The sequence below is a fragment of the Rhodopseudomonas pseudopalustris genome, from assembly GCF_900110435.1.
Taxonomy (GTDB): Bacteria; Pseudomonadota; Alphaproteobacteria; order Rhizobiales; family Xanthobacteraceae; genus Rhodopseudomonas; species Rhodopseudomonas pseudopalustris.
In genome coordinates this window covers 594948-616328 of sequence record NZ_FODT01000002.1, presented here as the reverse complement: position 1 = coordinate 616328, position 21381 = coordinate 594948, and the positions used below count along the sequence as shown (strand labels likewise).

The 21381-nt window shown below is 64.0% G+C and carries 16 protein-coding genes; 8 read left to right on the top strand and 8 right to left on the bottom strand.

Annotated features, from left to right (window positions below; translation table 11 throughout):
- Nucleotides 1-632 precede the first annotated feature (632 nt).
- From BMY71_RS06230 to BMY71_RS06205, 6 genes are all read left to right on the top strand, one after another.
- A complete protein-coding gene (locus BMY71_RS06230; RefSeq protein WP_092682420.1) occupies nucleotides 633-2993 on the top strand; it encodes a TonB-dependent receptor family protein in 2361 nt (786 codons plus the stop codon).
- Nucleotides 2994-3080: 87 nt separating this feature from the next.
- A complete protein-coding gene (locus BMY71_RS06225) occupies nucleotides 3081-4070 on the top strand; it encodes an ABC transporter substrate-binding protein (protein WP_092682419.1) in 990 nt (329 codons plus the stop codon).
- Nucleotides 4067-4885: an ABC transporter permease gene (locus BMY71_RS06220; RefSeq protein WP_244525988.1), complete on the top strand. Its 819-nt coding sequence runs from the start codon at nucleotides 4067-4069 to the stop codon at nucleotides 4883-4885. Before BMY71_RS06225 ends, BMY71_RS06220 begins: the two co-directional genes overlap by 4 nt.
- On the top strand, nucleotides 4882-5631 hold the full coding sequence (locus tag BMY71_RS06215) for an ABC transporter ATP-binding protein (RefSeq protein WP_092682416.1): 750 nt from the start codon (nucleotides 4882-4884) through the stop codon (nucleotides 5629-5631). Before BMY71_RS06220 ends, BMY71_RS06215 begins: the two co-directional genes overlap by 4 nt.
- Nucleotides 5628-6851, top strand: coding sequence for an NnrS family protein (locus BMY71_RS06210; protein ID WP_244525987.1), 1224 nt, complete (start codon nucleotides 5628-5630; stop codon nucleotides 6849-6851). Before BMY71_RS06215 ends, BMY71_RS06210 begins: the two co-directional genes overlap by 4 nt.
- A gap of 24 nt (nucleotides 6852-6875) precedes the next feature.
- Complete coding sequence (locus tag BMY71_RS06205; RefSeq protein WP_092682414.1) at nucleotides 6876-8069, top strand: NnrS family protein; 1194 nt, start codon at nucleotides 6876-6878, stop codon at nucleotides 8067-8069.
- A gap of 154 nt (nucleotides 8070-8223) precedes the next feature.
- Here the strand turns inward: BMY71_RS06205 and BMY71_RS25190 are convergent, their stop codons facing one another.
- Nucleotides 8224-10437, bottom strand: coding sequence for a sensor domain-containing diguanylate cyclase (locus BMY71_RS25190; RefSeq protein ID WP_244525986.1), 2214 nt, complete (start codon nucleotides 10435-10437; stop codon nucleotides 8224-8226).
- Between the two features lie 331 nt (nucleotides 10438-10768).
- On the opposite strand from BMY71_RS25190, the gene BMY71_RS24310 reads away from it, so the two are divergent.
- On the top strand, nucleotides 10769-11134 hold the full coding sequence (locus BMY71_RS24310; RefSeq protein WP_139202603.1) for a hypothetical protein: 366 nt from the start codon (nucleotides 10769-10771) through the stop codon (nucleotides 11132-11134).
- Nucleotides 11135-11216: 82 nt separating this feature from the next.
- On the opposite strand, the gene BMY71_RS06195 is transcribed toward BMY71_RS24310, so the two are convergent.
- From BMY71_RS06195 to BMY71_RS06165, 7 genes are all read right to left on the bottom strand, one after another.
- Nucleotides 11217-12212: an FAD:protein FMN transferase gene (locus tag BMY71_RS06195; protein ID WP_092682412.1), complete on the bottom strand. Its 996-nt coding sequence runs from the start codon at nucleotides 12210-12212 to the stop codon at nucleotides 11217-11219.
- 10 nt (nucleotides 12213-12222) lie between these two features.
- Entirely contained in the window at nucleotides 12223-12768 is a 546-nt protein-coding gene (locus BMY71_RS06190; protein ID WP_092682410.1) for a nitrous oxide reductase accessory protein NosL, read from the bottom strand.
- Nucleotides 12765-13592, bottom strand: coding sequence for a DUF2705 family protein (locus BMY71_RS06185; RefSeq protein ID WP_092682408.1), 828 nt, complete (start codon nucleotides 13590-13592; stop codon nucleotides 12765-12767). Before BMY71_RS06185 ends, BMY71_RS06190 begins: the two co-directional genes overlap by 4 nt.
- Nucleotides 13589-14491: an ABC transporter ATP-binding protein gene (locus BMY71_RS06180; protein WP_092682406.1), complete on the bottom strand. Its 903-nt coding sequence runs from the start codon at nucleotides 14489-14491 to the stop codon at nucleotides 13589-13591. Before BMY71_RS06180 ends, BMY71_RS06185 begins: the two co-directional genes overlap by 4 nt.
- On the bottom strand, nucleotides 14488-15849 hold the full coding sequence (locus tag BMY71_RS06175) for a nitrous oxide reductase family maturation protein NosD (protein WP_092682404.1): 1362 nt from the start codon (nucleotides 15847-15849) through the stop codon (nucleotides 14488-14490). Before BMY71_RS06175 ends, BMY71_RS06180 begins: the two co-directional genes overlap by 4 nt.
- 250 nt (nucleotides 15850-16099) lie before the next feature.
- The gene (gene nosZ, locus BMY71_RS06170; RefSeq protein WP_092682402.1) at nucleotides 16100-18043 is read right to left on the bottom strand and encodes a TAT-dependent nitrous-oxide reductase; all 1944 of its coding nucleotides are present in this window, start codon (nucleotides 18041-18043) and stop codon (nucleotides 16100-16102) included.
- Between the two features lie 16 nt (nucleotides 18044-18059).
- The gene (locus tag BMY71_RS06165; RefSeq protein ID WP_092682400.1) at nucleotides 18060-20342 is read right to left on the bottom strand and encodes a NosR/NirI family protein; all 2283 of its coding nucleotides are present in this window, start codon (nucleotides 20340-20342) and stop codon (nucleotides 18060-18062) included.
- Between the two features lie 149 nt (nucleotides 20343-20491).
- On the opposite strand from BMY71_RS06165, the gene BMY71_RS06160 reads away from it, so the two are divergent.
- Nucleotides 20492-21379, top strand: coding sequence for a ferritin family protein (locus tag BMY71_RS06160; RefSeq protein WP_092682495.1), 888 nt, complete (start codon nucleotides 20492-20494; stop codon nucleotides 21377-21379).
- Nucleotides 21380-21381 lie beyond the last annotated feature (2 nt).

Sequence of the window (21381 nt, the reverse complement as noted above, 5' to 3'; positions counted from 1 at the left end):
TCGCCAAGGTCAAGTTGCGAGGCCGCGACCGGGTCGACGCCGCCTTCAACCTGGCGCTGGCGGCTTACAATCTGATCCGCCTACCAAAGCTCCTGGGAGCAGCGGCGTGAAGCTCCCCAAGACAGCGAGGCCATCCGCACTCAAAGCTGAAGCCGTCGCATGTCGAACGACTGCAGCCTTCAATCCCAATGAATGCCGGACTTCTTCAACAGCCTGCTAAACGACGCCGCGCGCGCGATCGTCGCCGATCGACACCAATTGTCGACACTCGCTAATATGCCGTAGCGATCGATCTGGCCTCCATTATTTGAAGCTTTCTAAACACCACGCCCCTCTTTGGAATTGAAGTAGTGACACTCCGCTCAAATACGAGTCTGAATCGCCAATTGTTTGCGTTAGCGCAACCAGCCTCCAGGCAACGACTTGTAGGCTCAACGCCGATCGAGAAAGCCTGACTGCCATCGAGATCAAATCCTGACGAGAAAGACGCAATTGTTGCCGCGCGCGGATCAATCCCAGCGCGGCAAATTCGCACGAATTGCCGTCTCCTCACATTTGATTCGGTCGATTTAGATCGACTCCAAGCAGCGCCGAGCCGGCACAGATGTCAGTGAACGATCAGGGGTATTGGAATGAACGTCGTTACACATGCCGAGGCCGTCGTCGTCGCGGGTCGGGACCAGCGAGGAGTTGGCCGGAGACGACTGCTGGCAATTCCTGCGGCGCTGCTGCTGTCGTCAGTCAGCCATGCCTGTCTGGCGCAATCGGCAACACCGGGATCGACGATCAGCCTAGAGACGATCGTGGTCGAGGAGTCGCGACGGCCGGTCCGACCACCGGCGCGCGCGCGAACCTCGCTACCCACGCGGCCGATGGCGCCGGAGCCGGCGCTGACCAATCTTTCCGAGCAGGCAGCCGACAAGGTCCGCAACCGCTTCACTGTTCTGCCCGGCGGCGTCGCGCTCGTTCCCCAGCAGGACTACGCCAACGCCGGCAATCCGACGCTGGCGGCGGCATTGAGCGGCGTCCCTGGCGTCGTTGTGCAAAGCTTTTTCGGCGGGAACGACCAGCCACGAATCCAGATTCGCGGCTCCGGCCTTCAGCAGAACCCGGTCGAGCGAGGCGTTCTCGTACTTTTCAACGGGTTGCCGATCAATCGCGCTGACGGCTCCTATATTGTCGGTTTTGCCAATCCTCGGCAGGCGGAGTCGCTCGAGGTGTATCGCGGCTATATGGCCAATCGCCTCGGCGCGACCGTGCTCGGCGGCGCCATCAATTTTGTCTCACCGACGGGCTCGACCCAACCAGGATCGCAACTCACCGTCAGCGGCGGCAGCTTCGGTCAGATCAACACCAGCGGGCAGACCGGATTCAAGAAAGACAATGCCGACGGTCTGCTGCAATTCGACACGGGCCATCGCAGCGGATTCCGGGACTACAACTCGTCGGAACGTGTGAGCGTCAACGGCAATGTCGGCGTGGCGCTCTCCGAAAACGTCAGGACCCGGGTCTTCATGGGCTATACCGACCTCGGTTTTGACGTCGCGGGTCCGTTGACCAAGAATGCGCTATACGCCAACCCGCGGCAGGTCGCCACCGGGCCGACAGTCAATGCGGGCACCTCGATCAATCCGGGCCCCAATGTCGTCCGCGACAAGCCCCGGCGGGACGCGAGCCAGTTCTTGGTCGGCAACCGCACCACGGCGACGTTCGACGCGCATCTGATCGATGTCGCGTTCGGTTACACCTACACCGACGACACCTTCCGTTTTCCGATCTCTTCGGGTGTTCGCACCACGAAGGGCGGCGATTTCACCGGCCTGCTGCGCTACGCCTACAACCCGGTCGACGCGCTGCTGCCGCTGTTCGAAACCACCGCGCAATACACCGTCGGCTCGGCCGACCGCGGCAATTTCCTCAACCAGGGCGGTCAGACCGGCGCACAATTCGGCGCCAGCGAGCTGCGCGCGCAGACGCTGGCGTTGTTCGCCGGCGCCAATCTGCCCGTGTGGCAGCAGTTCGTGTTGTCGCCGGGAATCTCCTACGCCTACGCCACCCGCGACAATGACGATCAGTACAGTCTGGCGCGCCGGTCGACGATTGCCTACAGCCCGGCTTCACCAGCCACCCTGCTGCCGAACGGCTCGGTGCCGACCCAGGACACCAGCTACTCGCGCAGATATTCCGGCTGGAGTCCGAGCCTGGCGCTGTCCTATCGTCCCGATGCGTTGCAGACCTTCTTCATCGCCGGCAGTCACAGCTTCGAGCCGCCGACGCATGACGACTTGATCGCCACCGTGAACGGCACTCCGAATTCCAGTCCCGGCCGTCCCAATCCGGCCAATCCGGCATTTGTGTCCGCGGCGTTCGCGACGCCGAACCTCAAGGCGCAGACCGCCAACACGGTCGAAGGCGGCTGGCGCGGCCGTGCCGACCGCTTCTCCTGGGATGTGGTCACTTATTACTCGTGGGTTGACAACGAGCTGCTCTCGCTGCGCGACGTCACCGGAGCTTCGCTTGGCGCCATCAATGCCGACCGGACGACGCATTTCGGCGTCGAACTCGGCGCCGGCGTCAAGATCACGGAGCGTTTGTCGGGCCGCATTGCCTACACCTACCAGGACTTCCGTTTCGTCGACGACTCCTTGCGCGGCAACAACCGGCTGGGAGGCGCTCCGCCTCATCTGATTTATGCTCAACTGCAGTTCCAAGCGACCGATGCGTGGAAGATGCAAAGCGCGGTGCGCTGGAGCCCGGCGAAGGTTCCAGTCGACAACATGAACACGCTCTATGCCGATGCCTATGCGGTCGTCGATCTACGCAGCGAATACCAGATCGACAAACACTTCCGCGTGTTCGGCGAGGTCACCAATCTTTTCAACAAGACTTATGCCTCCTCGACGCTGGTCGTCGATCAGGCGCGCGCGGATCAGGCGGCGTTCCTGCCGGGCGATGGTCGGGGATTCTATGCAGGAATCAAAGCGACGTTCTGATCGAAAGGGAGAGTTCGTTTTCCGTAGAAGCGTGATGATCCCGCGCTCCGCTTTGATTGATGACACAACGACAACAGGAGGCGTTTCATGACTGCGCCCATCAGCCGACGAAGGGTCCTCGCTGCCGCAGGCGCGTGCGCGGCGCTGCCGCTGTGGCCGAACCACGCCTCTGCCGCTGCGCTGCGGGAAATCGTGCTCACCGGTCCGCCGGCGGGGCCTTCGATCACACTCGCTCATGCCGTGGCCACTGGCGCGGTGTCATTTCTCGCGGACAAGACGACGTTCAGGGCGTGGCGCGATCCGGACGAGATGCGCGCCGGGCTCACCTCCGGCACCATGCCGCTCGTCATCATGCCGACGGCTGCGGCGGCGAATCTCTACAATCGCGGTCTCGGCATCCGGCTCGTCAACGTCATGACCCACGGATTGCTTTACGTCATTGCCGCCGATCCCTCGCTGAGCAGTTTCCCCGCGCTCAAAGGCAAGCGTCTCGCCGTCCCCTTCCGCAACGACACGCCCGAATTCCTGTCGAATATCCTGCTGCGAAGCCACGGGATGGAAGCCGGCAGGGATCTGCAGGTCAGCAGTACCGGATCGCCGATCGAGGCCATCCAGCTTCTGCTCGCCGGACGCATCGATGCCGCACTGGTTCCCGAACCTGCCGCCACCGCTGCCATCCTGCGCGGCAAGATCGCAGGCCAGGTGATCCATCGCGTGATGGACGTGCAGGCCGAATGGGCAAAAGTGGCGGGCGGATCGTCGATCCTGCCGCAGGCGGGGCTTGCCGTCACCACCGCCTTCCAGGCCGCAAACCCGGCTCTCGTGACACAGCTGCACGAGGCGCTGGTCAAGGCGACCGCGGAGGTCAATGCAGCCCCCGCCGTCGCCGCCGGCCATTCCGCCGCTTACTTCGAATTGCCGCTGCCGATCATCCAGCAGGCGATTCCGCACTCCAATCTCGTCTGCGTCGCCGCCCGCGACGCCCGCGCCGACCTCGAGCATATGTTCACAAGCGCCGCGGGCGCCGATCTCGCCATGTTGGGCGGTCGATTGCCCGACAAGGACTTCTACTTGTGACCGTGCCGGGCCTCGTCTCCGATCGCTCGCTTGCAGCGCTTCGTTTCCTCTGGGGCGGCTGGGCCGGCGTCGCGGCGCTCGCCTTGCTCGCCGCACTCTGGCAGGCCGGGCACGAAGCCTATGGCGACTTCATCCTGCCTGCCCCGCTGGCGACGCTGTCGGCGGCCGGCACGATCCTCACGGACCCGCACAACTGGTCGACCGCGCTGGAGACGATCCGACGTGCCTTGCAGGGATTTGTTTTGGCGACGGTCCTGGGAACGACACTCGGGTTGATCGCCGGCTATTCGGCCGCCACGTTGCGGCTGGCGCGGCCGCTGTTGACCGTCATCCTCGGCGTGCCGCCGATCGCCTGGATCGTGCTGGCGATGATCTGGTTCGGCTCGACCGACGGAACCGTGCTCGTCACCATCGCGATCGCCGCCACGCCGCTGATGTTCGTCGGCGCGGCCGAGGGGGTGGCCAGCCGCGACCGCGGTCTCGACGACATGGCCAAGGCGTTCGGCGCCAGCGGCTGGCAACGTGTCAGGACAGTCGGCATGCGCCATGTCGCCGCTCACGTCTTCCCTGCCCTCACCATTTCGCTCGGCTCGGCCTTCAAGGTCGCGGTGATGGCGGAACTGCTCGCCAACACCGGCGGCATCGGCGGCGCGCTGGCGCGCGCCAGATCCAACCTCGATGTGGCGACGGCGCTGGCCTGGGTGATGATCGCGGTTGGCGCTCTCATCGCGGTCGAATACGGCGTCGTGCATCCGATCAGATCGACTTTTGAACGCTGGCGCGAGGCCGCCCGACCCTGGGGCGTGAAGCGATGAGCACGCTGAAGCTCAACGGCATCGGCCATGCCTATCTCGGCCGCACCGTACTGGACGCGGTCGATCTTGCGATCGAGCCGGGCGAGCTGGTGGCGCTGGTCGGTCCATCCGGCTGCGGCAAGAGCACGCTCGCGCACATCGCTGTCGGGATCGTCGATCCGCTGCGGGGCCGTGTGACGCGCGACTACACCCGCCACGGCATGGTATTTCAGGAGCCGCGGCTGATGCCGTGGGCGACCGCGGCCGACAACATCGCCTACCCGCTGCGCCTCGCCGGCGTTTCGCGGGCGGAGCGCCGGGAACGGGTGCTTGTTGCCGCCGACAAAGTGGCGCTCGACCGTGACGACCTTGGTAAATTCCCGGTCGAACTCTCCGGCGGCATGCGACAGCGAACGGCGATCGCCAGAGCCCTGGTGGTGGAGCCGGACTTCGTGTTTTTCGACGAGCCCTTCACCGCGCTCGACCAGGCGCTGAAGCGCCGCATGCAGGACCTCGTGATCGCCGCAGCGACCGCACAAGCCTTCGCGGCGCTGTTCATAACCCACGATCTGATCGAGGCGGTCCGGATCGCGCACCGCATTGCGGTGCTCGATCTGCATGGCCGCGGCATCGCCGGCCAACGTCGCTTGCCGGGGACGCCCGGGCTGCGCGAAGATCGCGTGGTGTTCGAGACGGTTCAGCAATTCCTGAACGACGACCCGCTGTTCTGCCATATCAACGATGTCGACGAACGGAACGTGGCATGACGGTCGCATTCGGGACAGATACCCTCGCGGGATATCGCATGCCGCTTCTCCGAATTCTGGGCGACGAGGGATTTCGTATCTTCTTTCCGCTCGCGGCGTTGCATCTGGCGCTTTCGCCCGTGCTCTGGACGCTGCTTCATGGCCTCGACCTGCCGTTAGCAAGGACGATGCCGGCCGGCATCTGGCATGCACAGGAGATGCTGATCGGCGGCTTCGGCGCCGCCCTGATCGGGTTCATGACCACCGCTGTCCCGGAATGGACGGATACCAGGCGTCTCCAGAACGGCCCTCTGTTCGTTCTTGCCGGCCTATGGGCAGGCCCGCGGATTGTCGGCCTGCTCGGCGCCGACATGCTGACACCGGTCGCGGCCTTGCTGGACGCCGCCTGGCTGTTTGCCCTTGTGCTCTATCTGCTCACCGTCTCGTGGCGCAAGCGGACCACGCGGCTGCTGGCCTTCGCGGGCTGGATCGCGACGCTGCTACTGGCAAGTCTGGCCTTGCGCTTCGCCTTCTGGATGTCGGATCTGGCGCTCGTGCAGACGATGACCCGCGTTCTCACGCTCGTTTGGTGCGGTCTGCTGGGGCTTGCGATCGCGCGTATCACGGTCCCCGTCACCAATCTCGTGCTCGACCCCAGCGAACAGACGTCACCCTACCGGCCGCATCCGGGCCGTCTCAATCTCGGCGCGGGGCTTGCCGCGATCGCGATCGCGGGCGAGTTGCAGGGATTGTCCCCGGCGGTCTCGGGCTTTCTGTGGATCGCGGCCGGAGCGGCGTTCATGGACCGCGTGACCGAGTCCTTCGTCGGCCGGGAGATGTGGCGGGCCGAAATTCTCGCGCTCGCCGGCTCCAGCGCGCTCACCGGCGCGGGGCTGTTGCTGGTCGGCGGGGGCCGGCTCGGGCTACCGATTGCCGAGACCAACGCTCTCCATGTCGTCACCATGGGCGGGCTTGGGCTGGGCGTGTTGTCGGTATTCTGCATCGCCGGCCTGATGCATACCGGCCGAACGCTGCCTTTTGGCCGCCCGGCGAAAGCAGCACTGTTGGTGCTGGTTGTAGGCTTGGTGCTGCGCGTTGCGCCGGACTTCGGCGGGCTAAGCCTGCCCGGACCGGCGCATGGTTTGGCGTCGCTGACCTGGGCATCGGCCTTTCTGATCTGGCTCTTGGCCTACGGGCCGTCAATCGCGGATCAGAGAACAATCGGATCCCGCACATGCTGAGCAGAACTTGAAGCGGTAACCACGATGGCGATGCAGCATTTCTGGACCGGACCAGCCCTGTTCTCTTACGGCTTTCGGCCGTTCTTCCTGTTCGGAGCTCTCCACGCCGCTCTGATGGTTGGGCTTTGGGTGCCATGGTATCTCGGCTTCATCCATCTGCCGAGCGCCTTTCCGCCGGTCGTTTGGCACAGCCATGAATTGCTGTTCGGCTATGTGCCGGCCATCATGGCGGGATTCCTGCTCACCGCGGTCCCCAATTGGACGGGCCGCCCTCCGATCGTCGGCTGGCCGCTGATCGGCCTGTTCGCCCTGTGGCTTCTCGGCCGGGCCGGCGTCGCCCTGTCGAACCTCTCCCCGCCGGCCGTCGTCGCGACCTTCAGCCTTGCCTTCCTGCTCGCGCTGTTCGCTGTTCTTGCCCGCGAGATCGTCGCGGCCAAGAATTGGCGCAATCTCAAGCTGCTCGCCGGCATCGGCGTGCTGACGCTGGCGCAGGCACTGTTTCACTACGAGATCTGGCGCTATGGTCGCGCAACCTATGGGGATCATCTGGCCCTGGCCGCGGCCCTCACGATGATCATCATCGTCGGCGGCCGCATCGTGCCGAGTTTCACCGGCAACTGGTTGAAACAGGAAAATCCCGGTGCGCTGCCCGCATCGCCGGGGCCGTTCGACCGGGTTGCGGCGATTGTCGGGATTGCCGGATTGCTCGCATGGGGCGGCGCTCCGTCTATCCCAGCGGCCCACACGGCCGTTGCCGGCCTCCTGCTGATCGCTGGACTGCTGCAGGGGATACGGCAATTGCGCTGGCGCCCGGAGCGCACGCTAGCCGAGCCGCTCGTCGCGGTGCTGCACCTCGGTTATGCTTTTCTTCCGCTGGGTTTCCTGCTGGCAGCCTACGCGCTGTGGACCGCGGAGAAGTCCGCCGCAACCGCCGCGACCCATGCCTGGACCGTCGGTGCCATCGGCTTGATGACACTCGCTGTAATGACCCGCGCGATCCGCGGCCACACGGGGCATCCGCTGACCGCACCGTTCGGAACGATAGTGATCTACGCACTGATGGCCACCGCAGCCGCAACTCGCATCACCGCAGCGCTCTTGCCCGAGACGGCCTTTGTCGTGCTCAGTCTTTCGGGCGCAGCCTGGGTGGGGGCGTTCGTGCTGTTCGCCAGCCTCTACGGGCCGATGCTGCTCCGGCGGCCCGCGATGCAACGTTGAACGAATGTTGCGGCTGTGCATTGGTCGCAGCCTTTGCCGCTCGCTCGGCAGATTTTCCTAGCGCCCGGCTGCACGCAAGTTGGTGGTGGAGCCGAACTGCGACTTCGCGCCGTCTTCGAATGAACGATGTTCGTTACCCCGTTCTAACTGGAACCTATCCTAAGTGCATCGGCACCAGATCGGGCGACGTCACGGGCGCAGCACACTCGACGCGGTTCCGGCCATTCAGTTTGGCGCGATAGAGGGCGTTATCGGTGCGCGCCAAAAGGCTCTCGACAGAGTCGCCCGCGACGTACTCACCGACACCGAAACTGCAGGTGATAGCGCCGACCGACGCGAAGGCAGACTGAGCGGCGGCGCGCCTCAGCTTCTCGGCGACCAAGGCGGCAGTCAGGCCATCGGTGGCGGGAAGCACAAGGACGAATTCCTCTCCACCCCATCGCGCCAAAAGATCCGTCTGCCGGATCCCCGCTGAAAAGATCGCAGACAATTGGACCAGGACCTGGTCGCCGGCCTGGTGGCCGTGTACGTCGTTGACCTCTTTGAAACGATCTATGTCACACACGATCAAGGAGAACGCGGTCCCGTAGCGCTGGGCGCGGGCCAGTTCGTGGGCGATGACGACGTTGAACTTCGCCCGGTTGTAAAGTCCGGTGAGCGGATCCGTATTCGCCTTGACCTCAAGACTATCGGCGAGCGTCTGCAGGTCACTGCGGCTTTGCATTTGAACGCTATCGCGGACGCCGTGCTCCTTTCCGAGGAAGTGAAACAAGGCAGTCAGGGCCAATTGCAGGGTAATGATGATGCCAAGAAATCGGCTTGCAAACATGCCTGCCAGCGGAGTGACAATCAGCATGGACCATTCGGTTTTGGGGATGGCGCTTCTCATCACGTAGCTACGGCGACCGTTGAACATCGTCCAGGCGGCGTCGGTGATCTCGCTTGCGAGCATCGGCGCTCCAATCGGGGCCCCGAATTTCTCGGCAATCGTCGCTTTAGCGCCGATCGGCCACAAGCCGCGATTCAGGGTGCCGGGCCGATTGCTCAGCATCACCACGCCATTGCCGTCAACGAAGAAAAACGGTCGATCGAAGCTTTGCAGGCTGGTACTGAGCTTCACGAGAGACTTTTTCAGCATCGCAACGCCCACCACCGTTTCATCCTCACGGCGGATTGGATAACTTGCGACGGAGCCGGGCGGACCGCCCTCATTGTCTTGGACAAATTCACGTCCTGCCCCACCCGCCATCGCAACCCTGAAATACAATGCGGTGGCAGCATTGGGTGCCCCCAACAGTCCGAACTCCCGGTCGGACGAAGCAATGACTGCGCCCGACAGATCCAGGATCTGTCCGAGCGTCGCGCCCGAGGCTTCGACATTGCGACCGAGCACGGTTTGCGCACGTTCAGCTTCGCCGCCGCCCGTGAGCAGTGAATGCACCGCTCGAGATCCGGACAGCGCCTTCACCATCGCATCGACCGTGGCAGTCTCTCCGTCGAGTCGGCTGACCAGCAGTTTGAGATCGCCTTGCGCTTCAGTCTGGATGTTCTCCTTGTAGATATCGCCCAGGAAATTCGTCAGCGCCCAGCCTCCGGCAAAAATCACAGCGAGCGCCGCGAGCGTCGTCAAAAAATGCCGTTGCAAATAAGCGGTGTATAGATTCGATCCAACAGCAACGGTCTGCAGCCTTCCCCAGACCGACCACATCATCACTGCCAATGCGGCGGCCAACAGTCCGCGCACGAGCTGAATCGGCACGCCGGTGAGTGTCACAAACCAGTTCTGGTTCAGCGTGTTGGCAGGCCAGAAATCTCCGGCCGGAACAATGAGGCCCGCGGCAAATCCATATAGTGCAAAGCAGGCTGCAGCGCACAGCACCAACGGTCGCGAGAGGATCTCCAGGGTTCGGGCCCGGATTATCATGACCACGCAGGTGCCGAACGCGCCAGGCGCACCGAGCAGGTACCGTGCCAGAATATTCGCGCTGACCTGCCCGTTGACGACACCGGTCGCGACAACGGCCATCAACAAAGGAACATAGATCCAACGGCCGGGCATCGGAGCTCCGAGCCGGATTGCTGCCAGCCGCGCGAACTCCAGCGGAAATAGATAGGAGGCCGACATCACTGTGGTTCGAAACGCCTGAAAGGCGGGCCCGTCGTCAACGATCAGCGCGGTAAGGTCGAGCCATTCGCTGCCGCCATGGACGAGACCGAACCATCCGAGCAAATCGAACCTTGCAGCTTTTCCTACCGCGCCGCGAGCGATCGAAAAGCACACGGCGCCGAGCAACATGAAGGCAAGGCCGTAGAAAAAGAAGATAAAATCGAGTTGGGTCGCAAGAAAAAGACCCATTTGTTCGCGCACCGCGTGATCCAGAATTCGGGGAAAATCGGTCCAGCACCGAAGAACACTGGAGCAAACTTGTTAACAGTTCAGCTATCGAAAACAGGTTCCGATTCTGGAACAGAAGCGCCCGAGGCTGGCACGCCACTGGATAGTGCGTCTGTACTTTGGAGTGAGCGTCTGGACGGCGTTCAAATTGAGACCTCGGACGACGCGCAAAGACGTGCTAGCACTGCCGAAACCTCTCCGTTGTCTTCGGGTCACCAATTATTTCGGTGATAACATCCTCAAACTGGTGCTCATAAATACCTCTCTTCGGGAGCTTGGATCAAGGACCTCGACGATCTCCTGATTGTTTCCGAAACATGATGACCACCTGCTCGCGACGCTCGAGGTCGTTCGCGTATTAAATGCCGGCCTTTACGAGAGAAGCCTACTGGTGCCGCGACGATCAGTTCGCCGCCACGCGCTTTCTCGCGGCGAGGCCGGGCGGTTGGCGCAAGAGGGGCAGGCTTTTACCAGTTCAGGCGGCCCACCACCAAAACTGCACGCTGCCCCTAAGCTCCGGCTTGAGGCTATAGCCTTGAAGATCAATGGTGCCTGCCACCTATCAGACAGCGAGCTGCTCGCTTCAGGCTCGCAGAAGTTGAGTGTCTGCAGCGGCTTCCTGCTTGACCGCCTCGTCCGGCGCATCCGCGAGCCGAAGAGGGAAGCCTGATCAAATGCACGCTTGCGTTCGCTGCGCGAAGAGGCGCTTCATGAACTACGCGTTGACGCAGACCGATCGCGCTCATCACAATTCAAGCTGCGAGCACGACTCGCTCTCCATCCGCTCTCACGATCCACGCCTCCACATTCGGCCGCCTCTCCATGATCTCTTTGATGCGCGCCGGCGGCAGCAGGCTGAAGGCGGTCGACAGTGCGTCGGCTTCGGTGGCGGTCGGGGCGATCACGCTTACCGAGCGATACAGCGCGGGGCTGCGGCCGGTGGCGGGATCGAACAAGTGGGTGAAGCGGCCGCTGTCGTCGAAGCGGAAACCGGCACCGGCGCTGGTGGCGACGGCGCGGTCGACCAGATCGATGCTGCCGGTCAGGGCGCCGGGCTGCGTGGCATCGTCAAGCCCGACGCGCCACGGTCGGCCATCCGGGCGCGCGCCGAGCGCGCGGATCTCACCGATATCGATCAGCGTGGTCGACAGGCCGGCGTCGCGCAGCAGCTCGGCGACGCGGTCGGTGGCAAACCCCTGAGCGATGCCGTTCAGCGTGATCGCCGCGCCGCGCTTCATCAGCGCCACGCGGTCGGTGCCGATTCGCAGCCCGTCATGGCCGACCCTGGCGAGCGCATCGGCCAGCGCCGGCTGCGACGGCCCATCGGGATCCGGGTGCGCCGAAAAATGATCCTGATACAACCGCCACAATGGCTGCACGGTGGGATCGAAGGCGCCGTTGGTGAGCTCTGCAAACTGCCGCGACGCGCGCAGTAGCGCGACCATCTGCGGATCGGGACCGATCAGCAGGCCGCTGCGATTGAGCTCGCAGATCGCGGAGTCGGGCCGATACAGGCTGAACTGCTGCTCGAGCTGTCGTACCATGGCGACGCACTGCGCGATCAGCCGTTCGGCGACGGCGCGATCCGGATGATGGATCTCGATCGACGCCTGCGCGCCCAGCGCCGACCCTTGCCAGCGCAACAGCTGGTCCGCCCGCGCGCCGCGGACGCCGGCCAGCATTGTCGCGCCGAGGGCGGTCGCCGCGATCGCGATCATGCGCCGGCGCGTCAGCGAAGAATGCGGCATGGCGGCCTCGTCAGTTGATGGTGGAATGCGCCTGATGGTCGCCGCTGTGGTCGGCGGCGCTGTCGCTGCCGAGCACATAGGACGATGGGATTTCCTTGAACGACACGATCCGGCCGCCATGCTCCGCAGCGAAGGCCTCCGCCGCGGCCGGCTCGGCGAACGGCACGGCCTCGGCGGCGCCCATGCCGCCCTGTCGGCGGCTGCCGATCACATAGAGCGCCTTGCGGGCATCGATCCAGTTGTCGGCGCCCGGCTCGTCCCAGCTGCCCTTCGCCATGTCGGAGACATAGATCGCGCGGATGTCGCGCGGCTGATCCGGCATCAGGGTGAACGCCACAGTGTCGCGCACCGAGGAGAACCAGAACGGATCGATCCGGCTGCCGGTGATGATCTGCCCTTTCGGCCCGGGATGCTCCATCAGGTTCATGCCGCAGAACACCCCCATCGCGTCACTGTTCAGCGCCACCGGCGGCGGCATTTTGCCGACGCTGGCGTCCTGATTGCAGCCCGCCAGCGCAAAGGCGGCCAGCATCGCGCAGACGATTCGAAACATCATAGCTCCCTCCGTCCGAATGCCAGGATCGCCAGCCCGAGCGGGGCGACGATCCAGCCGATGAGACCGAGCAGCAGCGCGCTCAGGCCGATATGGGCCGTGCCGGCGAGACCGGCCATCCCGGAAAACTGGCTGACATTGGATCCGACCAGATTGCTCAGCCGGTACAGGTCGGTCGGATTGAGAAACAGCAGCGCATTGAGCACCGACGCGGTGATGACGCGGCCCTGGTCGACCACCAGCAGCCCGAGCAGCGCGGAGTCGAACAGCAGCACCATCAGCAGCCAGACGCCGACCGCGGCGCCGGCCGCGGTGCCGCGGTCGCGCACCAGCGCGCTGATCAGATAGCCGATCGCCACGAAGGCAGCGCCGAGCAGGACCGAGCTGCCGAGCATCGCCGCGAAGGCGATCCAGCTGGCCGCCAGCACCGAGGCGCCGGTCAGCGCCAGCGCCAGCCCGGCGGCGCCGTAGCCGACCAGCGTGGCGAAGCCGAGGATCGCCACATGGCCGACGAATTTTCCCAGGATCACCTGGCTGCGGCCGACCGGATAGCTCAGCAGCAGAATCATGGTGCCGCGCTCCATCTCGCCGACCACCGCGTCGTGCGAGATCAACAGCGCGATCAAGGGCACCAGGAAGATCGTGAGGCTGGACAGGCTGACGACCACAACGTCGAGCGCGCCGGCGCCGACTTGGCCGGTGGGGGCGCTGCCCAAGAAGGTCAACGACAGCGCCAGCGCGGCCAGCAGCAGTGTGGTTGCCAGCACCCAGCGGTTGCGCAGGCCTTCCTGGATCTCCTTGGCGGCAATGATGGCGATCGTCCTCATGCCGCGTCCTCCTGGCGCTGCAGGAAGTGCGCATACAGATCGTCGAGCGTCGGCGCGGTGACTTCGATATCGCGCACGCGCGGATCCGCGGCGGCGAGCCGCAGCAGATGCATTTTGCTGGCGTTGCTCTCGACCAGAACGACGTCGCGCAGCGCCGCCGCGTCGCCGCCCGTCGCCCAGGCCGGCGGCGCGCCGCCCGGCTCGCGCAGTATCGCGACACGGATCGGTAGTTGCGAGATCTCGCGCAATTCCTCCATGGTGCCCTGCGCCGCCAGCAAGCCTCGGTTCATGATCAGCACGTGCTCGGCGCGATCCTCCAGCTCGTTCAGCGCATGCGACGAGATCAACACGGTGGCGCCATCGTCGCGCAACTCGTCCAGGATTTCATAGAAGGTCTGGCGCAGCGCCGGATCGAGCCCGGTGGTCGGCTCGTCGAGTAGCAGCACCTTCGGTCGGCCGAGCAGCGCCTGCGCCAGCCCGAGCCGCTGCCGCATGCCTTTCGAATAAGTGCCGACCCGACGATCCGCCGCGGCCGAGAGTCCGACGCGATCCAGCACCGGCCATGCGCTGGCCGGCTTGACCTGCTTCAGCCGGGCATAAAACGCCAACGTTTCGCGCCCGGTCAGCGCGGCGTTGAAAGCGACATTCTCCGGCAGATAGCCGAGCTGACGTCGTCCGGAAAACTCACCGGCGGCGGGATCCTCGCCGAGCACCGCGACGGCACCCCGATCGGCGCGGATCAGTCCCAGCATCAGCTTGATCAGCGTGGTCTTGCCGGCGCCGTTGTGGCCGACCAGCGCGTTCAGCCGCCCCGGCCGCAATTCGAACGACACGCCGCGCAGCGCGCGGACGCTGCGAAAGCTCTTTTCGACGCCGGCCACCTTGACGCTGGCCGTCATGGCGCGCGCTCCGACGCGGTGGGTTTCGGCGGCGGTGCGATCAGCGGCCTTGTGTCGACCACGCCGCCCGGATACAGCGCCGGAAACTGGCTCTGCGCCCAGCGCAGAACCTGAACCGCCGGGCTGTTGATCAGCACTTTGGCGGCCGGCGCGGTCCACAGCACGCGATCGACCAGATCATTCGGCCGATAGGCGGTGTCCGCAATGCCGTCGCCATCGAGATCGAATGCCGGGTTGTCGCTCCAGTAGTTGCCGCGGCCGCCCTTCGACCAGTCCAGATCCCGGGTGCCGACATATTTCACCTGGTTGCGGTTGCCGACAAAAGCATTGCCGGTGACGCTGTTGCCCTCGGAGCCGGCGGTGAAATGCACGCCGATGCCGCAGCGCTCGAACCAGTTGTCGTGGAAGCGGTTGTGGTTGGCGTTATAGATGAACACGCATTTCTGCGGCCCCTCGCGCGCCGGCTCGGCCGATCGCGGTTCGGGCATCATGCCCTTCTCGTCGCCGGCTGCCTCGTCGCGCGCGTTGCCGCCATTGTTCAGCGCGCCACCGATCACGTGGTTGCCGGAGATCTCGGACCGATTGGCGTAGTTGAACAACAGCCCGTAGTCGCGATCACGATCCGAGATGTTGCCGGTGATCTTCAGGCGGTTGGAGAACATGATGGCGTAGCCGCCGTGATTGCCGGCCGAGAGATTGCCGGACACCTCGCTGTCGTTGGTGTACATGTAGTGCACGCCGAACCGGACATTTTCGAAACGGTTGTTGATGAAGCGATCCTTGCTGCTGGTGATGGTGAAGATGCCGTCGCGACCATAACGGATGGTATTGCCCTCGATGGTCACGTGCGGCGCGTTCCACACCGAGACGCCGTTACCGGCCTCGTTGAGCCGGATATCGCGCATGCCTTCGATCACATTGCGCTCGACCCGCGATCCGCTGGCGCCGTGGACATAGACGCCGAACAGGTTGCCCTCGAACCGATTGTTCTGGATCAGCGCCCGCTCCGCGGTCTTCTGCAGGAAGACGCCGGAATCCATGCTTTGCAGGTCGCGACCCGAGCCCTTGATGGTGATGCCGCGGACCGTCACGTCGGGCGCACTGACGGTGACGACGCTGCCCTGGCCGTTGCCGACGATCGCCGCGCCCTTCTGCCCGGACAGCACCACGCGGCGCGCGATGGTGATCGCGCCATTGTGGTTGCCGGGCGCGAGCTCGAGCACGTCGCCGTCGGCGGCGCGATCCAGCACGCCCTGCAGCGGCTGATCGGGCGCGACGCCGATGGTTTCCGCGACTGCGGACCCGCAGGCGCCGAAGGCGAGAATTGCCATCGGAATGAGACGCGACCAAAGCGACACGTGAGGTCCTCGGAGTTTGTTCAAGTTAAGATCAGCGAAAGGAACGGGCGCTGGCCGCGGCGTCGGGCAACTCACCTCTCCCCGCTTGCCGGGAGAGGTGGAGTCAGCGCTCGCGACATACGTTCGGATACTGCTTTCACGATCAGTTTCTGCTTTCTTGCGACGACGCAATCCAGGGCTCCGCATGTTGCTGCTGGATTGCTTCGCTGTCGGGCGGCGCGTACGCCGCCCTCGACTCGCGATGACGTTCTCAGGCCGTCTTCGGCTCGACGAACATGCGGCCTTTCATTTCCATATGCATGGCATGGCAGAACCAGGAACAGTAGTACCAGTACACGCCTGCCTTGTCGGCGGAGAACGACACCGACGCGGTGGCCTGCGGCGCCACTTCCATGTTGATGTCGTAGTTCACGATCGAGAAGCCGTGGGTGAGATCCTCGACGTCGTCGATGTTGGTGACGTAGACGGTGACCTGATCGCCCTGTCGGACCTGAAATTTTTCCAGACCGAAGTTCGGGGCGGTCGAGGTCATGTAGACGCGGACATTGTTGCCGTCGCGAACGACCTTGGATTCTTCCTCGAGCTTGACGCCGTCGAGTTGCGCCTGCTTGACCGCGTCGGAGAACATCGGGTCGGCCCGGTTCCAGATCGAGATCGGATTGATCTTGGAGCGGTGCACGATGGTGGCGTCATGCGGTTCGGCGAAGCTCGGACCGTCGTGCACCAGCTTCATCCTGTCGCCGGAGATGTCGATCAGCTGATCGTTCTCCGGCTTCAGCGGACCGACATTGAGGAACCGGTCCTTGGAGAACTTGTTCAGCGAGATCAGCCACTTTCCGTCTGCCTCCTTGGTCTGGCCCATCGAGGTGTGGTTGTGGCCGGGCTGATAATGGACGTCGATCTTCTCGATGATCGGATTGACCTTCTCGCCCTTGAAGGCACGTATCGCCAGATCGATGTTCCACTTGCAGATCTGGCTGTCGATGAACAGCGTGGTGTAGGCATTGCCCTTGCCGTCATAGGCGGTGTGCAACGGGCCGAGGCCGAGCTCGGGCTCCGCCACCACGACGTCGCGCGGCTTGATCTTGTCGTCGAACAATTGGTCGAACAGCCGCACGTCCATCACCGTGGCGGTCGGCGACAGCTTGCCATTGGCGACGATGTGGATGCCGTCCGGCGCGGTGTTCATGCCGTGCGGGCTGTTGGAGATCGGGACATAGCGGGTGTACTTGGAGCCTTTGCGGCCGTCGAGCACCGGCACGCCACCCATCTCCTTGAAGTCGCCGTTCTTGACGCCCTCCTCGATCCGCTTGAGATTGAAGATGACGACCCAGTCCTGCTCGTTGGCGGTCATCTCGGCGGCGTTGACGCCCTCCTCCGAATTGTAGCAGGTGGCGAAGGCATATTTGCCCTGGTAGTCGGCATCGACATTGTCCAGGTTGCCATCCACCATCACCTGCCAGGCGACTTTCATGGTGTCGCCGTCGATCGCGGTGAAGATCGCGTGATATTCCTTCGGATTGTCGAGAATCTTGCCGTCATTGACCAGCGGCACGCGATCCTCGCCATTGCAGAACACGTAGCCGGTGCGCGGATATTTCTGCACCCGCAGGCCGTGCACGGTGTGCTGGTTCGGCAGCTGAATGACCTTGTCGCATTTCATCACGTCGAGCCGCACCCGGGCGACGCGGGTGTTGGCCTTGTCGTTCATGAAGGCGTAACGGCCGTCATAGGTGCCGTCTGTGAACGACAGATGCGGATGATGCAGATCGCCATTCAGATAGGTTCCGCCGCGGGTCTTGAGGAATTCGCGGGTCTCCGGCAGCAGATTCTCGGTGAGGATCTTGAGGCTTTCGTTGGTCTGGCCCCAGCCGGTGGCGCTGTCGCGGTTGAACACCGGCACCCGCATCAATTCGCGCATCGACGGCAGGCCGGCGATCCGCAGCTCGCCGGTCTGGCCGCTGGAGAAGAACACGTAGTATTCGTCGAGCTCGCCCGGCAGTACCTCGTGTTTCTGAACCGCCGGCCGCGCCGGCAGCTTGGTTGCCGCCTTGGTCTGCGCTTCGGCAGCCGTCGTCAGGCCATCGCCGCCCGAAAACCCGATGCCGCCGGCCAGCCCAACACCGGCCGCCGCGGCCGTGGTCCCCAACAGCGCTCGCCGGCTGACGGTTTTGTCGTTGGTATTTTCGGTCATGGTCGTCTCCTTGACTTCAGGTTGCAGGTGGAGCGATCGCTTCGGCCGACAAACCCGGAATGGGCCGGCCTCCAGCGGTGATCAGCGTGTCGGGGCCCTTGCCGGACCGTATCGAGGGCGACGACAGCGCCTCGCGCTTTTCGCGCTTCAGCCGCACCTGGATCATGTGCGGACAGCGATGGTCGTCGAAATACAGTTCCTGACAATGCATGCAGTAGATGCACTCGTTGACGTTGATGTGGCCTTCGGGATGGATCGCCTGCACCGGGCACTCATTGGCGCAGCGCTGGCACGGCGAGCCGCATTCCTTCCAGCGCCGCAGCCATTCGAAGGTGCGGATCCGGCCGGGGATCGCCAGCGCGGCGCCGAGGGGGCACATGTAGCGGCAGAAGAACCGCTCGACGAAGAGACCGGCGGCGAGCACCGTCAGCGCATAGATCACGTAGGGCCATTCGCGGACGAATTTCAGCACGATCGCGGTCTTGAACGGCTCCACTTCGGCGAGTTGCTCGGCCAGCGCGGTGGAATACAGCGACATGCCAAACAGGCCGAGAAAGATGATGTATTTGATCGGCCATAGCCGCTCATGCAGCCCCCACGGCAAACGATATTGCGGAACCTTCAGCGCCTTGGCGAGATTGCTCAGCAGCTCCTGCAGTGCGCCGAACGGGCAGAGCCAGCCGCAGAACGGGCCGCGGCCCCAGAACAACAATCCGGCGGCGACTGCGGCCCACAACAGAAAGATCAGCGGCGCCGAGAGGAAGTATTCCCAGTTGAAGCCGCTCATCAGCGAATTGGCAAAGGTCATCACATTGACGACCGACAGCTGCGCGTTGGCGTACCAGCCGAGCCAGACCAGGATGAAGGCGAGATAGCCGCGCCGCACCCAGGTGTAGAGCGCCGGCCGGCGCACCAGCGAGTTCTGGAAGAAGAAGATCAGCGTCAGCACGCCGAGCGCCGCGATGGTGATGCCGATGTTGACGACATTGCCGCGCCAGATCCGCATCCACAGCGGCTCCTCGTCGAGCGGATTCGCAGCGGCGCCGGAGACGGGCGCGGGCGCTGCGGCTGGCGACGGCGGCTGGATCACTGGCGGAGGTGCCGGCTCGGACTTGATGTAGGCTTCGGGGAGCGTGTAGCCGAGATCGAAGGTCAGCAGCGCCTTGTCGCGGGTGTTGATCACGCGCTGCACCGCCAGTTGCAACGACCATGGCTCGGTCGGATCGAACGCGAAACCCGACGGCACCACGAACAGCGCTATCTCGCGCAGCTCCGGCGCGCCCTCCGCGGCGACGGCACCCAGTCGCGTGTGATCGCGATCGCGAAACCGCATGCTGTTGCCATCCTGGATCAGCTCGATGCGATCGAAGATGCCGCCACGCACATAGCCGGAGCCCTTGAAGGAATAGCGCCCGCTGCCCGCCACCAGGATCGCCTGCTGACCCGGCTTCAGCCGCGCGGCCAGCCGATCGAAACCGTCGTCGCCAAGCAGGCTGCGGCCGATGGTCGGTACCGCGACGTCGGCGGCGAACATTTCGATGAAGCTTTCCTCCGGGTCGCCCTGCTCTGGGTGCTCCGCCGCGGCGGGACTGCCTGATTTCTCGAACGCCTGGTTGACGTCGGCGACCGTCAGGTGCAACCGGCGGATCGAGCCGTCGCCGAGCAGCGTCTCCCAGTCGCGGATCTCGCCGCTGCCGCCGGCCAGCGACTTGCGCAATGGCGGCGCCGCAGCAGCGGCGCTCGGGTCCTGGGTTCCGATCCGGCCACTCCTGATCAACTTGGTCGCGGAGCGAACGATGCTGTCGCCCATCACCAGCACGGTGACGGTGGCGCCGCTGACGATATCGATCTGCGGCGGCCGTGCGTCGCCGCGCGCAACGCTGGCCATATCGGTTCCGGTCAGCTTGTTCATCACGTCGAGGATGCGCTGCACCGGAATGCCGACCAGCACGATCGGCTCTTTGTGATCGACCAGCTTCAGCCCGGTGAGCACGCCCCTGGGATCGATGCCGACCAGAATGTGAATCGGCTTCCCGGAATAGCCGGTAGCGTTGGAAACCTCCGAGTTCAGGTAAGCGAATCCGACTAACTCGTCTTTCCTGTAGACCGGCGCGATAGCCGGCTCTCCTTGCAGCGGACCGAATCTGTCGGCGCCGGGCACCAGCTCGGTCGGCTCCGCCTTGCCGAGAAAATCGGTGAGTCGGCTCGCCGCCGAGCACGTCGAGACGCTGAACCAGCAGCAAGCAGCAAGCACTACGCCAAGAATGCGATGAATGTGAGCGAACCTTCCCAATTGCATTGTTCCAGTTGCAGCAGAACGCCGTTGTTCTGGATTTGCGATATTTTGCGATTGAGGTCCTATAGCAGTCGAATCGAGCGCTTCTTTGCGCTACAGCAAGCTAGATGGATCTCTATGAGCGACTAGGCCGCAAGCGGGAGACTCCCACAATGCGTAATGAACCGCTCTTGACAGTCGCGCCGCTGACGTCGGTCAGCAGCTTGGCGGAACTCTACGCGATCGCCCTGTTCCAGGCCGAGACCGCATCGACGCGATATCAGCAACTCGTCGCGTCGGCGGACCCGTCTTTCGTGCCGGTCCGGCGCGTATTCGAGATCTTGACGCAAATCGATCGCGAACGTGCGCGGACCATTATCTTAGGCTCGCTGGCATCGCTAAACAAGCGCCCCGATTCGGCGGACCTGCGTTGGACGCCGACCGATATCGTTCCCGCCGATGAGTTGTCCGATGTCGTCAACTCGTCGCTCTCCACCGCGTACGATGCCTGGGCGCTCGCGGTTCGTCACCGCGAGCGGGCGTTCGTGTTCTGGACTTACGTGGCCTCTCTGGCGACCGATCGGGGCGTCTGCGCGGTCGCCGAGGATTTCGCCCGGGCAGCTCTGCAGGACGGCAGTCTGCTTCGACGCGAGCGCCGGCTGGCCTGGCGTTCGCTAAGCGAAAGCGGGAGAGACGGGGGCACCCCCGTCTCCGAGCCTGACTCCGCTGCGCTTCTGGAAAGTTTACTGCTCAAGGATATCAAGTTGTGGTCGCAGCAATTGACGCCGCAACAATGCGACGTGCTGTCGAAGCTGATGCCCTCGCCGTTGCCACCGGCTTCCGAACCACAGGAGGACATTGCAGATGCCGGGACGCTCGACCAGATCAGGCGCCGCGTATTGCAGCGGGCCGAGCAATTGTCAGAACTCTATCTCGAAGAAGCGGATCGGGCCGCGGACGAGTTCAGCCTGGAGTTGGCCCAGAAGCTGGCCGCGCAGTCGATTGCTCGACTGGCAAGGCTACGTGACGTAGCTTCTGCTGCGTCTGTGCGTCCATCCTAACT

What these genes read in the sequence shown, in the direction of transcription:
- BMY71_RS06230 (WP_092682420.1), top strand. Translation starts at nt 633, where the DNA reads ATGAACGTCGTTACACATGCCGAGGCCGTCGTCGTCGCGGGTCGGGAC.
- BMY71_RS06225 (WP_092682419.1), top strand. Translation starts at nt 3,081, where the DNA reads ATGACTGCGCCCATCAGCCGACGAAGGGTCCTCGCTGCCGCAGGCGCG.
- BMY71_RS06215 (WP_092682416.1), top strand. Translation starts at nt 4,882, where the DNA reads ATGAGCACGCTGAAGCTCAACGGCATCGGCCATGCCTATCTCGGCCGC.
- BMY71_RS06210 (WP_244525987.1), top strand. Translation starts at nt 5,628, where the DNA reads ATGACGGTCGCATTCGGGACAGATACCCTCGCGGGATATCGCATGCCG.
- BMY71_RS06205 (WP_092682414.1), top strand. Translation starts at nt 6,876, where the DNA reads ATGGCGATGCAGCATTTCTGGACCGGACCAGCCCTGTTCTCTTACGGC.
- BMY71_RS06195 (WP_092682412.1), bottom strand. Translation starts at nt 12,212, where the DNA reads ATGCCGCATTCTTCGCTGACGCGCCGGCGCATGATCGCGATCGCGGCG.
- BMY71_RS06190 (WP_092682410.1), bottom strand. Translation starts at nt 12,768, where the DNA reads ATGATGTTTCGAATCGTCTGCGCGATGCTGGCCGCCTTTGCGCTGGCG.
- BMY71_RS06185 (WP_092682408.1), bottom strand. Translation starts at nt 13,592, where the DNA reads ATGAGGACGATCGCCATCATTGCCGCCAAGGAGATCCAGGAAGGCCTG.
- BMY71_RS06180 (WP_092682406.1), bottom strand. Translation starts at nt 14,491, where the DNA reads ATGACGGCCAGCGTCAAGGTGGCCGGCGTCGAAAAGAGCTTTCGCAGC.
- nosZ (WP_092682402.1), bottom strand. Translation starts at nt 18,043, where the DNA reads ATGACCGAAAATACCAACGACAAAACCGTCAGCCGGCGAGCGCTGTTG.
- BMY71_RS06165 (WP_092682400.1), bottom strand. Translation starts at nt 20,342, where the DNA reads ATGCAATTGGGAAGGTTCGCTCACATTCATCGCATTCTTGGCGTAGTG.
- BMY71_RS06160 (WP_092682495.1), top strand. Translation starts at nt 20,492, where the DNA reads ATGCGTAATGAACCGCTCTTGACAGTCGCGCCGCTGACGTCGGTCAGC.